Source organism: Parabacteroides sp. AF17-28 (assembly GCF_003479205.1).
GTDB classification, from domain to species: Bacteria; Bacteroidota; Bacteroidia; order Bacteroidales; family Tannerellaceae; genus Parabacteroides; species Parabacteroides acidifaciens.
Genome location: NZ_QUGV01000021.1, coordinates 26,323 through 44,284, shown reverse-complemented (window position 1 = coordinate 44,284; position 17,962 = coordinate 26,323). Strand labels below are relative to the sequence as shown.

Sequence of the window (17,962 nt, the reverse complement as noted above, 5' to 3'; positions counted from 1 at the left end):
ACTTATTTCCGGAATAGATGTTTAAACTCGTCTGCATATAGGCGGGAAAGTCCCTCTCGGTTATCAATGGCGTCGCCTACGACCAGCAGGGTTGTCAGCGTCAGGTTGTTGTCCTTGACGATCCGCGCCAGGTCTTTCAGTTCGCCCCTGTAAATACGTTCGTCTTTCCAGGTCAGCTTGTAGCAGGCGGCAACCGGCGTCGTCGGCGGGTAATGTTCCAGTAGTTCTTTCTGCACCTGTTCGGCAATTCCGGCACTGAGGAAGATACACATGGTACTCTGGCTGGCAGCCAACTTATGAAGTTGTTCTTTCTCGGGCATAGGCGTACGTCCTTCGCCACGTGTCAGGATGATCGTTTGTACTTTTTCCGGTATGGTGAACTGGGAGCGGAGGGCAGCTGCGGCGGCTTGGAAAGAGGAGATTCCCGGCGTGATGTGGTAGCTCATTCCGTATTGGTCGAAGAAGGCCATTTGCTCTTGTATCGCTCCGTAAATGCAAGGGTCTCCTGTGTGCAGGCGGACTACAAACAAACTTTTATCGTAGAACTCTTTCATCAACATAAATTGCTCTTCCAGATTCATGTCGGCAGAGCTTCGCACTGTAGCCCCTTTCTTGGCGCACAATGTCAGCTCTTTCGGGACAAGGCTGCCGGCATACAGGATCAAGTCTGCCTTTTCCAGCATTCGCCTGCCTCGGATGGAGATCAATTCGGGATCGCCCGGTCCGGCTCCTACGATTTCGATATGTCCCTGTTTCTCTTCCTGACGCTGCGCATACTTGTCCAGAGCAACTGAAAAGGTAAAGTCGCATACATCCCGTGTCTGTCCTTTATGTTTTTCGATAATCAACGGGCCGCCTTCCGCACTCCGGATAGCTGCTGCTTCCGAGACACTTGCCGAGCTGGTGACATCTTCTACTTTGGAAGAGGGATTCGGTACGTTGATCTTATTCAGTTCCTCTGCCGGATAAGTCTTAAACGGACACTTCAGATACTCTTTTGCAAAGGTGTTGAGCAACGGTTCGTCCTTTTTAAGGTCGATGGACGATACATCCGCAATGGCTTTCGGATTGATATGAAAGGAGGATAGATGCCGGATTACTTCCTTTGTAAAAGCATCCATATCGTCCAGTCCCTTCTTACAGCCGACGCCCATATGGAGCACCTTTGGGAAGAACGACAGGCAAGGAATCGGTGAATCTCCGTAGAAATAGGGACTGACTGTAATCAGTTGTTCGTATTTCTCCATATCGATATCCGGATAATGATAGAATATGTCCACATGAGAAGGGCAGGTCTGTTCCAGATAGTCCGTATCTTTTGTACGGACATTGAGCAGAAGGGCTGTCGGTTTCAGGTTGACGAATCGTGCAATGCATTCGTTCATCAGCTTCTGTGGGCACTCTTGCGTGCCGGCCTTCCGGTCGTATATATCCGTCTCCCAGCCGAACTGTTTGGAGAAGGTGTCCAAAGCCCAAAGCCCCTGGTTGTCGCTTTGAGTCGTAACGACTGCCTCAGCATCCAGTATCCGGGCCAATACGTGCGTCAGGCTGTTTGCCCCGCCGATATGTCCGGAGAGGACTGACACGACATATTTTCCGGTACTGTCGATGCAGACAACCGCCGGGTCTGTATATTTACTCTTTATATAAGGTGCGATGCTCCGCACGCAAATACCCATCGCTCCGATGAAAACAAGGTTTCCGGATGCAGCGAACAGCTCACCTGTCAGTTCCTCGAAGGAGGAGAACTGGCAGGTATCATCCGCTATGTCCTTGCTATAGATAACTGTCTCTCCGGGATATCCGTCCCGTATCTTGCGTGCTAACGGCAGGCTGCTTGCCGATACTACAATGATATTCAAAGAATCTTTATACATAATGTTTACCGGTTGCACAAAGTATTGTTATCGGATTATATTGATCGAGCGTGATATTCATCTTTGAATGCAACTTCAGACCGTTCTCTTCAACCGCCTCCCGGAACAGTTTGCAGCTTTCTTCCGATACGGAGTTGAATACGATCTTGCCATTCAGCGAATCCAGGTGAGGAACGATTTTCCGGACCATTTCTTTTAGCTTGCCGCTATGTCCGCCGATAAAGACAGCATCTACAATCGTATTCTCTTCGATAGTCGTGTTCAGGAAATCGCCTATATGCAGGTCGATACCGGGAGCGCTATGCAGCCGTGCATTGGATTGTATGATCGTTTCGCATTCTTCCCGCACTTCGAAAGCCCGGATGTGAAGATGCGGATATTGCCGGCGCGCCTCGATCGAGATAGACCCGGTGCAGGCGCCGATGTCCCAGAAGCTACGGCTGTTGTGCAGCTCCAGCAGGCTCAGGTCGATTGTGCGGATCGGCGCTTTGGTGATCATCTTTGCCCTGTCGTCCAGCAAAAGGAATTCCGTGTCCGGAATGCCGACAGCCGGACGTTGCCGGTTGCAATGCGGAGCCTTGAACAGCAAGACGCAGTTCGGCCTTTTGAAACTCATCCGGCTGATTTCCTCGATAGAATATATCTTATATATCTTTTCTTCATCCGGATTGCCCAAATGTTCGGCAACCCGCATTGTGTAGTCTTTGTCCAGATGGTATTCCATCATTCTTTTAGCAATCGCGTCAGGCGTGTGGACATGGTCGGTCAGCACACCGATCAGCGGATGGTATTCTAACAACGCCCGGTCAAGCTCGTGCCAAGGGCGTCCGGTGACGGATACGGCGTGCATATTCTCGTAGGCTATCTGTTCCCGGTGGGCGAACATCTGCAAGGAATTAAAATAAGGGAATACTTTCATGCCGACCCCTAAAAGGTGTTTCCGGACGGTGGAAGCGAAGCCGAAGAAGAACGGGTCGCCCGAAACGAAGGAGACTATCACTTTATCCTCCTGAATCAACCGGCTGTATTCAGCCATAACCTCGTCTATCGGTGCTTTTATCTCGATCCATATCGCATCGGCGGGCAGGAAAGGCTTCACGATCTCGTAATGCCGTTTCCCTCCGGAGAAGATATTGTCGTGTTTGATACTCTTGATGATTACTTCTATATGCTTGGGTTGTGGATTATCGTCCATACCGACCATATAGATGTGTGTTTTGCCGTAAGTCTCTACTATTTCTCTTGTGTTCATACGTCTCTACCTGGTTTTAATTGTTCTGCGTCATTGTAGCAAAGTATAGCGTTTACCAAAGTTGCGGCCAGGTTGCTACCTCCTTTCCGTCCTTCGACAATGAGTTTAGGAATGGAGACAAACGGTTTTACCATGTGTTTGGATTCCTGTACGTGTACAAAACCGACAGGAGCGGCAATGATGCCGGCGGGCGTGGCTTTCCCTTTCCTTATCAGGTCACAAAGTTCTATCAGCGCCGTGGGCGCATTGCCAAAAACATATAATGCATCAGGATGTTCGCTCGCCGCAAGCCGGATGCCCGCCTGTGTACGGGTAATACCTTTTTCGGCTGCCAAAGCAATGGCGCGTTCGTCCTGCAAATAACATTTTACTTCGATCCCCATTCGTTGCAAAGCTCCTTTCCGGATGCCGGAAGCGGCCATTGTCACATCGGTGATGATGGTGCGTACTTCGCCTTGGTTAAACTGCTTGTACAAGGAGGCGACGGCATTGTCGTCGATCCGCAGGATGTTCTCCATGTCGAAATCGGCGGTCGTATGGATAGCGTGGAGCAGGGCCCACTTCTTATCGAGGGGGATTTCTTTATTCTTCAGTTCTTTCTCTATCGTGCGGAAACTGCGAATCATGATGTCCTGGCCGATACCGACATCCTTGTTCATCTTGATCTCGCCGTAGTAGCCACGCGGTGTGATGAATTTGTCGCCTGCGATGTATGACTGCGAGTTCCCGATCAGGATGACCGTAAACATATCGACCAGTTCGGGGTCGAACTCGCCAAGCGTAGTCAGATTGACAACTTGCTCCTCACGTCCGGCCTGGCGAACATAACCGACAGGCGTCGCGGGATCGCGTTCTTCGAGGAAGAGTTCTTTCAGGCGGTATAACTGCCAGTAACGTCCTTCGCTTTTCGGATTGTAGACGGCTGTCACGAAATCTCCGATAGCTGCCGCCCGTATGCGTTTCTCAATCCGTTCCCAAGGCGTCATTAGGTCGGAAAGTGAGATGATACAGAGATCATGCCCGATAGGAGCACCCAAAAGCGAAGCTGCTTTCTGAAAAGCACTGATGCCGGGCACTACTTCTATCTCCAACTGAAATGCTTCTTGCTTCACGCTCATCTCATAGATCAGCGGCGCCATTCCGTAGATTCCGGCGTCACCGGAGCTGATCACCGTCACCGTCTTTCCTTCCAAAGCATGTTTGCAGGCCTCTTCGGCACGTGCTTTCTCGCGCTTCATCCCGGTGTCGATGCACTGGGCGTCCGGACGGACAATATCTTGTATGAATTGAAAGTAATAATTATATCCGATGATGACATCCGACTGCCTAATGGCAGACAATGCCGCCGGCGTTATATCTTCACGGCTTCCCGGGCCGATACCGGCGACAATGATTTTCCCTTTGCTCATATATAATCTGTTTGTAGATAATAAAAGCAAAGGTACGATTTATATTTAGTTTTCTTCCGCCGGTTGATACAAATATCGCTTGATACTCCGCTTCGGAGTCTTTTCGAACTCTTCCTGATAGAGCTTGAAACAGGAGACTTTGCTGTACGCCGGCATTTCGGCATTCAGCTGATCGATGTTTTGCTGCATCAGCCTTTCGATCTCGGAGTGTTGCATGCCGGCCTTGTCCACCTGTTCCCAGTCCGGATAGATCAGCGCCACCAGTTTGCCGCCTTGCGAGATGATGATGGACTCGGCGACATAAAGCATATTGTTCAGGCGGTCTTCGATCTCTTCGGGGTAGATATTCTGTCCGTTGGAACTCAGTATCATGCTCTTGCTGCGTCCGCGTATGTAAAGGAAGCCGTCGGCATCGAGCGTCCCTAAGTCGCCGGTGCGCAGCCAGCCGTCGGGCATCATGACAGCCTTAGTTGCTTCCGGGTTCTTGTAATAACCCAACATCACGTTCATGCCACGGACCAGTATTTCGCCTACTTCGTTCTCCGGGTCGTTCGAGTCGATCCGTACCTCCATGCGATCGACGATCCGGCCGACAGAACCTTGTTTGAATGTGTCCCATTGCTCATACGACACCAACGGCCCGCATTCCGTCATGCCATAGCCAACCGTATAGCGGAAGTTGATGGATTTGAGGAATGTCTCCACCTCTTTGTTGATGGCGGCCCCGCCGATCACGATCTCGCCGAAGTTTCCGCCGAAAGAGTCGTTCAGCTTCTGGGCGATTTTGTCTTTTACCTTCTGGTCTACGTAGGGCACTTTCAGCAGCAGCTTGATGAGCGGCTTTTCGAGTTCAGGGAATACCTTATTCTTAATAATCTTTTCAATGATAAGCGGAACGGCAAGGATCAATGCGGGACGAATCGTGGCGAAAGCCTCTGCAATGATCTTGGGGCTCGGCGTACGCGTCAGGAAATGGACGTGGCAACCTTTGTTGACGGAGTTCAGCACCTCGAACGCCAACCCGTACATATGCGCCATCGGCAGCATACAGACGATGTTGTCTCCCGGATGGATGAACGGCAGGCGGTCGTAGGCGAACTGCGTGTTGCTCCACAAGCTGCGATAGGGGATCATGACGCCTTTGGAAAAGCTGGTTGTTCCCGATGTATAGTTCAAGACCGCTAATTCTTCCGGGTCTTCGACATGATACTTCACGTCTTCTGCCTTGAAAGAGCGCGGATATTTCTTGCCGAAATACTCGTTGATGCGGTCACGCACAGTGCGGACCTCCTTGTTTTTACAGTCGATGATGGAGAAGTTGTCCAGCATCATAAACAGCCTGACCTCCGGCATCATCTTTTCGTTCATATTCTCCCAGTTGTTGGAACCCGCCAGTACGGCTTTTGCTCCCGAATGGTTGACGATATGGTGGATGTTATCCGGCTTGAACTCATGCAGGATCGGCACGGCAACAGCTCCGTAGGCAAGTATCCCGAAGAAGCAGATCGCCCAGTTGGACGAGTTGCGTCCGACGATGGCCACTTTGTCGCCTTTCTTGATACCGGCATGTTCCAGCAGGATATGAAACTTCTCTATCCGGCGGGCAACGTCTTTGAAATGGTAAGTATGTCCATTGTAATCGGAGAAAGCGGGGAGGTCCCAATGCTCCTTGATGCTTCTCTCTATAAGGCCTAAGAAACGATTATCCATATTGATACAGTTTTAAAAAGAACCGGGAATCCCGGGAGAATGTTGCAAAGATAACAAAGAAACAAAAATTCCATAGGCAGGGAACAAAAGTTTCATGCCTATGGAACAAAAGTTTCATGCCGAGGAAACAAAAGTTTCACGCCGAGGAAACTATTTTAATCTGCTTACCAGGGAGTGACCGTTACGTTACGGAACTGCACTTCCTTACCTTCGCTCTGCAGGCCGATGTAACCTTCTTTCACTTTGTTCGTGCCGGTGTTTTGATAAACGCCGTTGATGTAAACCGTGATGACGCCGTCTTTCACGAAGATATTCGCTTCGTTCCATTCTCCGGCAGGCTTTTCGCTGTCCGGATTGTTCTTCCGTACGACGGGGAAGCCTGGGCGCGGTTCTCCCGGTTTGCCCTGGTATTCGGCCAGGTCGGAACCTCCCAAAAGAACGAAGTCGCCGGCGTTATCCTTCATCAGGTTACACTCGATACCGTTCGGGAACGGGTTCTTCGGATCTTCGATCAGCAGGAAGATACCGCTGTTAGCCTTTTCCTTGCCGTTCGGCCAGCGATATTCCACGTGCAGCTTATAGTTGCCATATTTCTCTTTTGTGTACATATATCCGAATGGCTGTCCTGTAATGTTGATGACACCGTCTTTTACAGAATACACCTGGTCGGCGGGGACAGAATTCTTGTCGACAACGAAATTCCAGCCCGAAAGGTCTTTTCCGTTGAACAACTTAGTCGTTTTCTGCGCACTCGCTTCACTTCCGAAGCACAAAAAGGCGGCAGCCATTACTGCCATTGCTAACATTCTTTTTTTCATGGTCTTACAAAATTATAAATGTGATTAATCAACAATAAGTTTACGGTAACGGACACGTTTAGGTTCGACATCACCCAATTGCTTGCGCTTGTATTCTTCGTACTCCGAATAAGAGCCTTCGTAGAACACGACATTGGAATCTCCTTCGAACGAAAGGATATGTGTACAGATGCGGTCCAGGAACCAGCGGTCGTGCGAAACGACAACGGCACAGCCTGCGAAGTTTTCCAATCCTTCTTCCAGTGCGCGGAGCGTGTTCACGTCGATATCGTTGGTCGGTTCGTCGAGCAACAGGACGTTTGCCTCCGCCTTCAGCGTGAGGGCGAGATGCAGGCGGTTCCGCTCACCACCGGAAAGCACGCCGCAGAGTTTTTCCTGGTCGGCCCCGGCAAAGTTGAATTTGGAAAGATAGGCGCGCGAGTTGATCTCCTTGCCGCCGACGCGGATAAATTCCTGTCCGCCGGAAACAACCTGATAGACCGTCTTGTTCGGATCGATATCTTTGTGCGTCTGGTCGGCATAACCGACTGTCACGGTTTCACCCACTTCGAAAGTTCCCTTGTCGATGCTTTCCATGCCCATGATCATCTTGAACAGGGTGGTTTTACCGGCCCCGTTCGGACCGATCACGCCGACGATGCCGTTAGGCGGCAACATGAAGTTGAGATCGTCAAACAGCAGTTTGTCGCCGAATGCCTTTGCCACGTGTTGGGCTTCGATTACCTTGTTGCCTAATCGCGGACCGTTCGGGATGAAGATTTCTAACTTGGCTTCCCGCTCTCTCTGGTCTTCATTCAGAAGGGCTTCGTAAGAGTTCAAACGGGCTTTGCCTTTTGCCTGGCGGGCTTTCGGGGCCATGTTGATCCATTCCAACTCGCGTTCGAGCGTCTTACGCCGCTTGCTGGCCTGCTTTTCCTCCTGTGCCATGCGTTTTGTCTTCTGGTCCAGCCAGGAAGAATAGTTGCCTTTCCAAGGAATGCCTTCGCCGCGGTCCAGTTCGAGAATCCATCCGGCTACGTGGTCGAGGAAGTAACGGTCGTGCGTGATACAGATAACCGTACCTGCATATTGTTGAAGATGCTGTTCCAGCCAGTCGATCGACTCGGCGTCCAAATGGTTGGTCGGCTCGTCCAGCAGCAATACGTCCGGCTGTTGCAGCAGCAGGCGGCAAAGGGCTACGCGGCGGCGTTCACCACCCGAGAGCGTGTCGACAACCTGATCTTCGGGCGGACAGCGCAGGGCGTCCATCGCCCGTTCCAGACGGCTATCGAGGTTCCATGCGTCTGTTGCGTCTATCTTATCTTGCAGTTCGGCCTGACGGTTGATTAGGGCATCCATCTTGTCCGGATCTTCCAGCACTTCGGGATCGCCGAACTTTTCGTTTACTTCTTCAAACTCCTTGAGGGTGTCCACAATCTCTTGTACGCCTTCCTGCACGATTTCCTTCACCGTTTTGCCCGGTTCCAGCTTCGGGTCCTGTTCCAGATATCCGACGGAATAGCCCGGAGAGAAAACAACTTCTCCCTGGTATTCTTTTTCAATGCCTGCAATAATTTTAAGCAGTGTGGATTTACCGGAACCGTTCAAACCGATGATCCCGATCTTCGCTCCATAGAAAAAGGACAGGTAAATATTTTTCAATACTTGCTTCTGAGGCGGAAAAGTCTTGCTCACGCCCACCATCGAGAAAATAATTTTCTTGTCGTCTGCCATATAAACTTTTAATGTGTTAGTTTGATTTCGTGACTTAAAAATAGTGGTCACAAATCTACACAAATATCTTGTATTTTACAAACTGCCGGGATATGGGGTTACCTTTGTCCTTCGCCGATCATCTCTTCAGCCAGAACGATGTCTGCGTCCTTCTGGATGTTCGGGAGTTCGAGGCCGTAGCCTTTGATGCGGTCTTCGCGTTTCAGCAACAGGGAGATGCAAAGCGCCAGAATACCGAAGCAGGTGAAGATCATCATCGGGATCATATAGTTGTAAGTCGGTTTACCGTCTACCATGCCGGTAATACAGTATTTGTCCAGTACGATGCCGATCATATACGGAACGCCCATCAGTCCCCAGTTCTGTACCCAGAAAATCAGTGCATATGCCGTACCCAACTTGTTTTCCGGAATGATCTTCGGAACAGAAGGCCACATGGCGGAAGGAACCAGTGAAAAAGCGATACCTAACAGGATGATGAGGCAGAGTGCCACAATCCAGTTATTCAGCATCGGGATGGAGAACATACAGTGAATGAAGATCAGCATAACAGAGCCGATAATCATAATAGTCGCCCCTTTCCCTTTACGGTCGTAAAGGTTACCGAAGAACGGAGTCAGCAGGATGTTTCCGAAAGGCAATAACGCCGGGATAACGCCCGACCATTCCGGGTCGATACCAAACTTATTGATCATCAGGTTCGGTGCATATTTAAGGAAGGGGAATACAGCAGAATAGAACAATACGCAAAGCAACGCCATATACCAAAAGCCTTTCAGCGTGATGATATCCAGGATGTCGCCAAAACGGAACGGCTCTTCGGCTTCTTCTTCGCCTGTGGCGGCGGCAGCGTCTTCAACATCACGTCTCTTATCCATGACAACAAAGACGATGAATGAAATCAAACCGATGCAAAGCAAGATCAGTCCGATAAAGATCGGCATACTGATAGAGTTGCCGAATGCACGGCTTAACAGCGGGGTAATACCGATTGCCAATCCCGTACCGATACGGGCGCAAGCCATTTCCAACCCCATTGCCAAAGCCATTTCCTTGCCTTTGAACCATTTGACTATAATCTTTGAAACGGTAATACCGGCGATCTCAACCCCAACGCCAAACAAGGCATAGCCAAGTGAAGCGACCAGCAGCGGATAGCCCCATTCCGTACCGAAGATAGAAACTGTTTCGCCACCGAAATCGTGCGATACGCCGAACCATTTGATAAATACGCCGACAAGCATGATGCTGGTTGCCATAACTCCGGTGAAACGTACGCCCATCTTGTCCAGGATCATTCCGCCGAAGATAAGCATGAGGAAGAATACGTTGAACCAGCCATAGGCACTGGTGAATTTGCCGTATTCATTGGCTGTCCATCCTAATCCTCCACCATCGACCGGTGTTTGCAATAAGTCCTGAAGCGGAGCCATCATATCTGTGATGAAGTATCCGCAGAGCATTGTAAATGCAACGAGCGCCAATACAGCCCATCGTGCTGTCTTCGATTCGCTCAGTTTTCTCTGAATTTGTTCTGTCATGATATTTGTTTATTGAATTAAGTTATTATTATCCTTTGATGAACAGGGGCAAGGCGTCGGCAACGACAAAGGTGCTGCCGCCAATAAAAATCGTGTCGTTTTGCCCGGCACGTGCCAGCGCTTTCTCTACGGCCTCCGGCACAGTGTCGCATACGACACCCGACAGTCCGTGCCGGATGGCCAGCGCAGCGAAGTCTTTTGCCGGCATTGCCCGTTGTACGGACGCTTGGGTGAAGAAGTAAAATGCTTCCTTCGGCATCAGTTCGAGCACACCGTTGATGTCTTTGTCGTTGACCATGCCGACGATCATATAGAGTTGCTTGTGTTGCGTGATCTCTTCTTCCAGTTGGATGTTCAGGTATTGCCAGCCTCCGACATTGTGCCCGGTGTCGCATACGACCTTCGGGCTTTCCTGCAAGACTTGCCAACGTCCCATCAGGCCTGTCAGTTCGACGACGTGTTCAAATCCTTTGCGGATTGCTTCCACGGGTATATTGACTCCGGACGCTTTTAACAGGTCGATGGCTCCCAATACGGTTGTTGCATTCCTGAACTGTACGACACCGCCTAACTGTCCGGACAATTGTCCGTATTCTGTCGAGTCCAGATGCCATTTGCCGGTCTCCGTCAGGTAGGATTCTTTCAGATATTCTTTGTCTTGTGCAAAAAGAACTTGCGTACCGGCTTTGTCTGCGGCATCCAAAAAGACCTGTGCTACGCTGTGGCGGTCTGCCTCGCCGATCAGTGCGGGAACGTCTTTCTTGATGATACCGGCTTTCTCGAAGGCTATCTTTTCGACCGTATCGCCCAAAAATTGCGTATGGTCCAGGCTGATATTTGTAATGACACTCAGGATCGGAGTGATGATATTCGTACTGTCTAACCGTCCCCCCAAACCTACTTCGATCACGGCATAGTCCACTTCCTTCGTACGGAAATAATCGAAAGCCATGCAGGAAGTCAGTTCAAAGAAAGAAGGATGGAGAGGCTCGAAGAATGAGCGGTGGCGTTCTACAAAATCTATAACATATTCCTGGGATATCTTTTGCCCGTTCACCCGGATACGTTCGCGAAAATCGATCAGGTGCGGGGAAGTGTACAGTCCGACTTTATATCCCGACTGCCGTAGAATAGCTGCCAGCAGATGGCTGACGGAACCTTTTCCATTTGTTCCTGCGACATGGATCGTCTTATAGGCTTTATGCGGGTTGCCTAAATAATCGTCCAGTGCGATGCTGGTTCCCAGTCCGGGTTTGTAAGCTGAAGGTCCGGCATTCTGAAATACAGGAATGCTGGTATATAGATAGTGTAGCGTTTCTTCGTACGTCATACAGTTGTCATTTATGTTTCGCAAAGTTAGGTACAAATATTTTAGGAAAAAAGAAATTACCTAAAATACTACTCGAAGTCCCGCCGGCAGGTTAAATGGACTGTAAACAAAGAAAAGGATACCCGATAGCGGATATCCTTTTCAATACAGTTCTTATAATTCAGTGAATTAATTTCTTGGGAGTGCTTCTTTAACAACCATCGGACGGCCTTCGTATGTAGCTCCGTTCAATTCTTCGATTGCTCTTTTTGCTTCTGAAGTTTCCGGCATTTCGATGAATGCAAAACCTTTTGATCTTCTTGTGTCGCGATCTACGATAAGTTTTACTGATTCAACAGTTCCATACTCTTCCATTACTTCTCTCAAATCTGCTTCCCTAACGTTATAGCTAAGGTTACCAATGTACATGTTCATAAATATAAAAATAAAAAATTAATAATTCAACAACAGAATATAAGGAAGTTCTTAATCAGAGGTGGAAATACTCAATCTGGATAACTGAGGAGATACATATGAAAAATCAAATCGAAATAAATCTCTTATTGTTTGTTGATACAAAGGAAAGCATTCTTTTTGGATAATGCACTATCTTATTCCGTTTATATTGAATAATACATTTCTTTTATGAAATAAGGTCAATACTTAAGGTTTAAAATACCTTTCCAAATTTATTTATACCTTTGCACCCCGTTATAGACGACATTACGGATAAATAAAATAAGGAAATGAATAAACAACGCGTGGCATACACTCCGACCGGCGGAGTGTGTTCTAAGATGATGATTATCGATTCGGAAGATAATGTGATTAAGAATGTTCAGATCGTCGGCGGTTGCCAGGGCAACACGCAGGGGCTGTCCAGATTATTAGTGGGTATGGATGTAAACGAAGCTATCCGGAGACTGGAAGGTATCGACTGCCGCGAGCGGGGAACGTCGTGTCCGGACCAGCTGGCGCAGGCCTTGAAGCAGGTCAGTCGATAATCAGTTTGTAACCGATCCCACGTACATTCAGGATTTTGATCGATTCGTCTTTTGACAGTTTATGCCTTAGTTTGGTGATAAAGACATGCAGGCTGCGGGCATTAAAGAATGAATCGTCTCCCCATAGTTCCAGCAGGACGTCTTTCATGGGTAACACGTGATCTTTGTTTTCACACAGCCGCTTCAGTATTTCGGACTCCCGGTTGCTCAGTAATTGTTTTTCTCCGCAGTACTGAAGCGTTTGGGTGATGGAATCGAATATATATTGACCGAGAGTGAAAGAACTGGTCTCCTCCTTGGAAACAGTTATCTTGTTCAACAACGCCTTAATACGGATGATCAGCTCTGCCATGCCGAAAGGTTTTTTCAAGTAGTCGTTACCGCCTAATTCGAAACCTTCTACGACATCATTTGCCGCCGAGCGGGCGGAGAGGAAGAGCACAGGTATTTGATGGTCTGTCTTCCGTATATGCCGTACCATTGTGAAACCGTCTATCTTCGGCATCATGATATCCGAAACGATGATATCCGGCCTGGTCTCTTTATAGCGGGATAATCCCTCTTCGCCGTTAGCTGCAATAAATACTTCAAATTCATTCCCGTCCAGCGTGTCCTTTATGATCATGGCAAGGGTGGGCTCGTCTTCTACTAATAAAACTCTGATCTTATCCATTGATATTAATTTTTAAAATGAAGGGTAAACATAGAGCCTTTTCCCGGCTGGCTCTTGACTGTCACGGTTCCATTGTGTTTAGCCATCATGTCACGGACATAGTATAATCCGAGGCCGAAGCCTTTTACATCGTGCAGGTTTCCGTTTGGAACGCGGTAGAATTTGTCGAAAACCCTCTTCTGATTGGCTTCGCTGATACCGATTCCTTCGTCTGTCACCGAGAGGGTCGCCTCTTTGGAGGACAGTGTGCCTTTGATCCGTATGCGGCAAGGTTTCTCGCCGGAATACTTGATAGCATTCCCAATCAGATTACTGAGCATATTATATAAGTGGGTACGGTCGGCCGTCACAGCCATTCGGTCCGGTATTTCCGATATGATACTGACCGGCTTGTCTGCTTTCAGCTTGAATTGTTCGATAAGCGGTGTAAGCACATCCGCCACTTGTACCGATTCGGGATGAAGGCGGAATGTACTTCTGTTCTCAACAGAAAGGGTCAGGATTTGCTCGACCAGTCCGGACAGATGGTTCAACTGTTCCCGCACGATATTCAGGTATTTCCTTTGTTTTTCGTTGATTGTGTCGCTGTAGTTCAACAACACATCGTTAGCGGCAAAGGCGACAGAGATAGGCGTCTTCAGTTCGTGTGTCATGTTGTTGGTGAAATCGGTTTTCAGTTCCTCTACTGTTTTTTGTCTCAAAATGGTGTAAAGCAGATATACAAAAGCAATCAGGATAATCACAAAAAGCAAAAAAGAAGAAATTAATATACCAGCCATCTGCCGGAATACAATCTGGTCGGGAGATTGAATTTCCAGATCATAGTAATATTCTCCCGGTTCGATAATATGGGTGAAACGAACGGCATTTTTCCATGATCCTTCTTTCCGGGATGTTTCCGTATAAGTATAAAGTACGGAATCTTTCGCTTCTTGCCGAATCACCCGCAGGCGGTATGGAGCGGCGATTTCTCTATCCTGTAACCCATTCTTTAATAAAGTATTAAATTGCGCATAATTAATAGGCAGTAATGAGTCTATCTGCTGGTGCATGAGTATTTGTACGTTTCTTTCCAACGTACCGATCATCTGTAAATATTCATTTAATGTCTTAGCAGCTTCCATATACTGAATTGTATAGCCCGGAGAAGATTCCATGATTTTGTCCAGAGAAATAGACTCCTTTTTCTTTTCCCATGCCGTGTCTTGGCTAAAGCTGAATTGAGGACTTATTTCGCCGTGGAAGTCGTTTTTGCTCAGCGAGTCTAAGCGTAGGAATATTTCCATATAGTCAGCCATTCGCATGGCTTCCTCTATTTTATCCCATGTGTTTTTCTTGTTGGATACGTATAATCCCTTCAGCCAGTATCCCTGTGAAATCAACAGTCCGGCAAGTGAAAGGCATATAAGCGTTGCTATTATCTTAAATCGGAGACGTGTTTTCATTTCTTCTTCTTTACGGCAAAAGTAAATGTTCCGATTCGATTTATAACGAATCCGATAAGACTAAATAACACTTTTATTAGTTTTGTGCCAGTTTATAATCATCAGGAGCTATCCCCGTATTCATCTTAAAAATACGTCTGAATTGTTGTACATTGGGGTATCCCAGCCTTTCTGCCACTGCGCCGGCAGTACATCCTTGTTCCAACAGCATCGTTTTGGCGGCTTCCAACTGTTTGAGCTGGAAATATTCGTCGATATCCTCTCCCGTCTCAAAATACAATAAATCATTGAAATATTGGGAGGATAAATGGAGTTTATCGGCACAATATTCAGCCGAAGGTGAAATTCCTTTTTTTAGCTTTCCGGATTGGATGTACTCATCCAGTAATATGTTTGTTTGGCGGATAAGAGACTTGTTTGCCTCACAGCGTGTAATGAACTGGCGTTCATAGAAACGGGTACAATAGTCAAGTAAGAGCTCGATATGCCTTGAAATCAGAGTTTTGCTATGGTTGTCTATAGCGTGTTCCAATTCCTCTGCGATGTTATGCTGGCAGTCTATGATTTTACTTTTCTCGCGCAGGGACAAGTGGAGGGCTTCATCCGGTTTATAGAAGAAAAATGTATAATCCTCTATATGCCAGTCCAGCGAAGTACGGCTGAGTAAATCGGGATGGAATGCAAGCAGCCTACCTTTCCGGCGGAGCAGTTCGTTATGGTCTATATTGATGGATTCGCCCGGAGTAAGGAACAGGAGCGATGCATTGGAGTAATCACAAGACTTGCGTCCATATGAGAAATCTTCCACATCCCCTTCCAGCATAATAATAGTATAGAAATCGAATTTGATGGTACACTGCTCTAAATTAGTCTTCGACAGGTCGATAACACTGACAAGCGGATGGAGCGTCTTGCACCCTAAACAACGGTTGCACTCGTGTATTGTTTCTATATTTAATATGCTTTCTTTCATAATATATTCATTTTCTTGTACTCATTGGGCGAACAACCCACATTCTTTTTGAACAGGCGCGAGAAATGTTGTGCATACTGAAATCCCAGTTCGTAGGCTATGTCTGATACGGGCCGGTTAGTGTTTACAATCCGGTCTTTGGCGAGGCTTATGAGCTTGGATAATATATGTTGCTGGGCTGTCTGTCCGGTTTCCTTTTTAATGAGGTCGCCAAAATAGTTTGGGGAAAGGAAGACCTTGTCTGCAAAGTATTTCACTGTGGGATACCCCTTGTTTTCTGCATTCCTGCCCTGAAAATAATCGTCCAGAAGTTTTTCGAACTGTACAAGAATATCTTTGTTTACCTTGCTGCGAGTGTTGAACTGCCGTTCATAGAAACGCATACAATAATCAAGTAGCAGCTCGATGTTTTTGGCTATCAGTATTTTGCTGTGCTTGTCTATGGCATGGCTCAACTCTATCCGGACTTTATCGAGGCAATCGATGATGATTTGTTTTTCTTCTTCGGATACATGGAGTGCTTCGTTTACTTCGTAGGAGAAGAAAGAATACTGCTTGATATTCTCTCCGAGCGATGTACCCCGTATCAAATCCGGATGGAAAACAATGCCGACTGAAGAGGGGCGGGAATCTTCCTTCAAATCAATCCCGATTACCTGTCCGGGAGCGAAACTGACGATTGTCCCTTCCTGGTAATCATACAGTTTTTTCCCATATTTCAAGTCGCCGCATATGGTCTGCTTCAGGAAAAGCGAGTAAATACCCATATTCATGCGGATATGGTTGGGAAAGGCAGTCGCTTTTGTCAAATCCACAACTCCGACCAGTGGATGCATGGTTTCCAGGCCATACAGCTTGTTGTACTTGTCTATAGTATCTATTTTTATTATTTCATCCATATTTATAGTGCATTATATAAAAATTAAATTGAGCTATTGCATGACCTGTCCGTGTTGCAGTCTGTATTCGTAAACGCAAGTGTTTGAACTAAAGCAAAGATATGAATAAAAACCATAAGAATTTCAGACAGTACGTGAAATCTGTAATATTAAGGTACAATTATTTCAGTTTGTCATATTCTGCGTCAGTCACCGGTTCGAGCCACTCCGCACTTGCCCCTTCAGCCGGAATGCCGATGGCGATATGTTGAAACCAGCTGTCGGCTGCGGCACCATGCCAATGTTTGGTTTCGGCAGGAATATCGACTACGTCGCCGGGATGTAATTCCTGAGCTTGTTTGCCCCATTCCTGATACCATCCTCTGCCGCCTACGCAGATAAGGATCTGGCCGCCTTTGTGGTGGATATGCCAGTTGTTGCGGCAACGTGGCTCGAAAGTAACATTGTCTACGTGCAACTTTCCTTCACCGGTCGCCAGTCCGGCCAAATAGCTGTTCCCGATGAAATATTTGGCATACGCCGTATTGGGTTCGCCTTTTGGAAATACGCAGTTCTCTATGGGTTCGCCTTCTCTGAATTCTTCACCATAAACTTCTGCAATAGCTTTCTTGGCACGGTAGGCTTCGGGTTCGCCTACTTTTTGCAGTAGCACGCCGGGGATGAAATGTATTTCTGCATCCGTCAGCCCCATGTTCTTTGCTCCACGCACGTGCGATTTCAGTTGCGGTTCCACTCCTTTGATACCGGACAGTGCGCTGACCGTTACCAGCTCACGTTCGGGGAAAGTCAGGTTGTTACGTGCAAAGATGTCGCCGAAGAGATGCGCTTTCAGATAATAATCGGTAGCCGGAGCGAAGGTATAGTCGAAGGGGGCGCCACTGAGTTTCGTCTGTATAGCCGTACCTTCTTTCAGAGCGTCGAAATCATCGGGTAGGGGATCGGCTTCTTTGCCTTCTCTGTCTCTGATACCCTTTGCCTTGCGTTCGGCCAGTACTTGCTGGAGGACTCCCAACGCATTGAGGCTGCGTGGAAAACCTGTATAAGCATAGAGATGTGAGAGCACTTCTTTTATTTCACTGACTGTCAGACCTTCGTCCAAACCCGTATGGATGGCTCCGGAAAGATTTTCCAGGTCACCTTTTGCCTCAAGGCATGCGATGGCAACGATGTTCTGTTGCCGCTGGTTCAATACATTCTCCATATTTTCTTGTGCTTTAATGGGATGGCAGGCGGCTATGGTTAATAGCGCTACTGCTATCCGTTTGTTTATTGTTCTCATACAATCTGTTTTTTCTTAGTTACTGTGACAAAGGTACTCCTGGTCCGGCGATTGGCTTGT

The 17,962-nt window shown here is 47.8% G+C and carries 15 protein-coding genes; 1 reads left to right on the top strand and 14 read right to left on the bottom strand.

Annotated elements, in window-relative coordinates; all coding sequences use genetic code 11:
• Positions 1–2 precede the first annotated feature (2 nt).
• From cobM to DWW90_RS14710, 9 genes are all read right to left on the bottom strand, one after another.
• The gene (gene cobM / locus DWW90_RS14750; RefSeq protein ID WP_122345504.1) at positions 3–1,877 is read right to left on the bottom strand and encodes a precorrin-4 C(11)-methyltransferase; all 1,875 of its coding nucleotides are present in this window, start codon (positions 1,875–1,877) and stop codon (positions 3–5) included.
• On the bottom strand, positions 1,870–3,129 hold the full coding sequence (gene cbiE, locus DWW90_RS14745; protein ID WP_122345503.1) for a precorrin-6y C5,15-methyltransferase (decarboxylating) subunit CbiE: 1,260 nt from the start codon (positions 3,127–3,129) through the stop codon (positions 1,870–1,872). The genes cobM and cbiE overlap by 8 nt, the downstream gene beginning before the upstream one ends.
• A complete protein-coding gene (cobJ, locus tag DWW90_RS14740) occupies positions 3,126–4,538 on the bottom strand; it encodes a precorrin-3B C(17)-methyltransferase (RefSeq protein WP_122345502.1) in 1,413 nt (470 codons plus the stop codon). The genes cbiE and cobJ overlap by 4 nt, the downstream gene beginning before the upstream one ends.
• A 45-nt stretch (positions 4,539–4,583) precedes the next feature.
• Positions 4,584–6,248 (bottom strand): AMP-binding protein, encoded by a 1,665-nt coding sequence (locus DWW90_RS14735; RefSeq protein ID WP_122345501.1) that lies wholly within the window; start codon positions 6,246–6,248, stop codon positions 4,584–4,586.
• Positions 6,249–6,412: 164 nt separating this feature from the next.
• Entirely contained in the window at positions 6,413–7,066 is a 654-nt protein-coding gene (locus DWW90_RS14730; protein ID WP_122331240.1) for a DUF1080 domain-containing protein, read from the bottom strand.
• Between the two features lie 24 nt (positions 7,067–7,090).
• Positions 7,091–8,779 carry an energy-dependent translational throttle protein EttA gene (gene ettA / locus DWW90_RS14725; RefSeq protein WP_122331239.1) on the bottom strand — a complete coding sequence of 563 codons (1,689 nt, stop codon included), beginning with the start codon at positions 8,777–8,779 and terminating at the stop codon, positions 7,091–7,093.
• 98 nt (positions 8,780–8,877) lie between these two features.
• Positions 8,878–10,320: an MFS transporter gene (locus DWW90_RS14720; RefSeq protein WP_122345500.1), complete on the bottom strand. Its 1,443-nt coding sequence runs from the start codon at positions 10,318–10,320 to the stop codon at positions 8,878–8,880.
• Between the two features lie 28 nt (positions 10,321–10,348).
• Positions 10,349–11,650, bottom strand: coding sequence for a folylpolyglutamate synthase/dihydrofolate synthase family protein (locus DWW90_RS14715; protein WP_122345499.1), 1,302 nt, complete (start codon positions 11,648–11,650; stop codon positions 10,349–10,351).
• 168 nt (positions 11,651–11,818) lie between these two features.
• Entirely contained in the window at positions 11,819–12,064 is a 246-nt protein-coding gene (locus tag DWW90_RS14710) for an RNA-binding protein (protein WP_115498651.1), read from the bottom strand.
• A gap of 311 nt (positions 12,065–12,375) precedes the next feature.
• On the opposite strand from DWW90_RS14710, the gene DWW90_RS14705 reads away from it, so the two are divergent.
• Positions 12,376–12,633: a TIGR03905 family TSCPD domain-containing protein gene (locus DWW90_RS14705; protein ID WP_122345498.1), complete on the top strand. Its 258-nt coding sequence runs from the start codon at positions 12,376–12,378 to the stop codon at positions 12,631–12,633.
• On the opposite strand, the gene DWW90_RS14700 is transcribed toward DWW90_RS14705, so the two are convergent.
• The 5 genes from DWW90_RS14700 to DWW90_RS14680 all read right to left on the bottom strand — a co-directional run bounded on the left by DWW90_RS14700 (position 12,623) and on the right by DWW90_RS14680 (position 17,902).
• Positions 12,623–13,306 carry a response regulator transcription factor gene (locus DWW90_RS14700; RefSeq protein ID WP_115498653.1) on the bottom strand — a complete coding sequence of 228 codons (684 nt, stop codon included), beginning with the start codon at positions 13,304–13,306 and terminating at the stop codon, positions 12,623–12,625. The genes DWW90_RS14705 and DWW90_RS14700 overlap by 11 nt on opposite strands.
• A gap of 5 nt (positions 13,307–13,311) precedes the next feature.
• The gene (locus DWW90_RS14695; RefSeq protein ID WP_122345497.1) at positions 13,312–14,751 is read right to left on the bottom strand and encodes a sensor histidine kinase KdpD; all 1,440 of its coding nucleotides are present in this window, start codon (positions 14,749–14,751) and stop codon (positions 13,312–13,314) included.
• A gap of 76 nt (positions 14,752–14,827) precedes the next feature.
• Positions 14,828–15,724, bottom strand: coding sequence for an AraC family transcriptional regulator (locus DWW90_RS14690; RefSeq protein ID WP_122345496.1), 897 nt, complete (start codon positions 15,722–15,724; stop codon positions 14,828–14,830).
• Positions 15,721–16,623: an AraC family transcriptional regulator gene (locus tag DWW90_RS14685; RefSeq protein WP_122345495.1), complete on the bottom strand. Its 903-nt coding sequence runs from the start codon at positions 16,621–16,623 to the stop codon at positions 15,721–15,723. The genes DWW90_RS14690 and DWW90_RS14685 overlap by 4 nt, the downstream gene beginning before the upstream one ends.
• Positions 16,624–16,783: 160 nt before the next feature.
• Complete coding sequence (locus DWW90_RS14680) at positions 16,784–17,902, bottom strand: carboxymuconolactone decarboxylase family protein (RefSeq protein WP_122345494.1); 1,119 nt, start codon at positions 17,900–17,902, stop codon at positions 16,784–16,786.
• Between the last annotated feature and the right edge of the window lie 60 nt (positions 17,903–17,962).

Bases quoted from the DNA above. Each gene is read 5' to 3' on its own strand.
- cobM (WP_122345504.1), bottom strand. From the start codon at position 1,877: ATGTATAAAGATTCTTTGAATATCATTGTAGTATCGGCAAGCAGCCTG.
- cbiE (WP_122345503.1), bottom strand. From the start codon at position 3,129: ATGAACACAAGAGAAATAGTAGAGACTTACGGCAAAACACACATCTAT.
- cobJ (WP_122345502.1), bottom strand. From the start codon at position 4,538: ATGAGCAAAGGGAAAATCATTGTCGCCGGTATCGGCCCGGGAAGCCGT.
- DWW90_RS14735 (WP_122345501.1), bottom strand. From the start codon at position 6,248: ATGGATAATCGTTTCTTAGGCCTTATAGAGAGAAGCATCAAGGAGCAT.
- DWW90_RS14730 (WP_122331240.1), bottom strand. From the start codon at position 7,066: ATGAAAAAAAGAATGTTAGCAATGGCAGTAATGGCTGCCGCCTTTTTG.
- ettA (WP_122331239.1), bottom strand. From the start codon at position 8,779: ATGGCAGACGACAAGAAAATTATTTTCTCGATGGTGGGCGTGAGCAAG.
- DWW90_RS14720 (WP_122345500.1), bottom strand. From the start codon at position 10,320: ATGACAGAACAAATTCAGAGAAAACTGAGCGAATCGAAGACAGCACGA.
- DWW90_RS14715 (WP_122345499.1), bottom strand. From the start codon at position 11,650: ATGACGTACGAAGAAACGCTACACTATCTATATACCAGCATTCCTGTA.
- DWW90_RS14710 (WP_115498651.1), bottom strand. From the start codon at position 12,064: ATGAACATGTACATTGGTAACCTTAGCTATAACGTTAGGGAAGCAGAT.
- DWW90_RS14705 (WP_122345498.1), top strand. From the start codon at position 12,376: ATGAATAAACAACGCGTGGCATACACTCCGACCGGCGGAGTGTGTTCT.
- DWW90_RS14700 (WP_115498653.1), bottom strand. From the start codon at position 13,306: ATGGATAAGATCAGAGTTTTATTAGTAGAAGACGAGCCCACCCTTGCC.
- DWW90_RS14695 (WP_122345497.1), bottom strand. From the start codon at position 14,751: ATGAAAACACGTCTCCGATTTAAGATAATAGCAACGCTTATATGCCTT.
- DWW90_RS14690 (WP_122345496.1), bottom strand. From the start codon at position 15,724: ATGAAAGAAAGCATATTAAATATAGAAACAATACACGAGTGCAACCGT.
- DWW90_RS14685 (WP_122345495.1), bottom strand. From the start codon at position 16,623: ATGGATGAAATAATAAAAATAGATACTATAGACAAGTACAACAAGCTG.
- DWW90_RS14680 (WP_122345494.1), bottom strand. From the start codon at position 17,902: ATGAGAACAATAAACAAACGGATAGCAGTAGCGCTATTAACCATAGCC.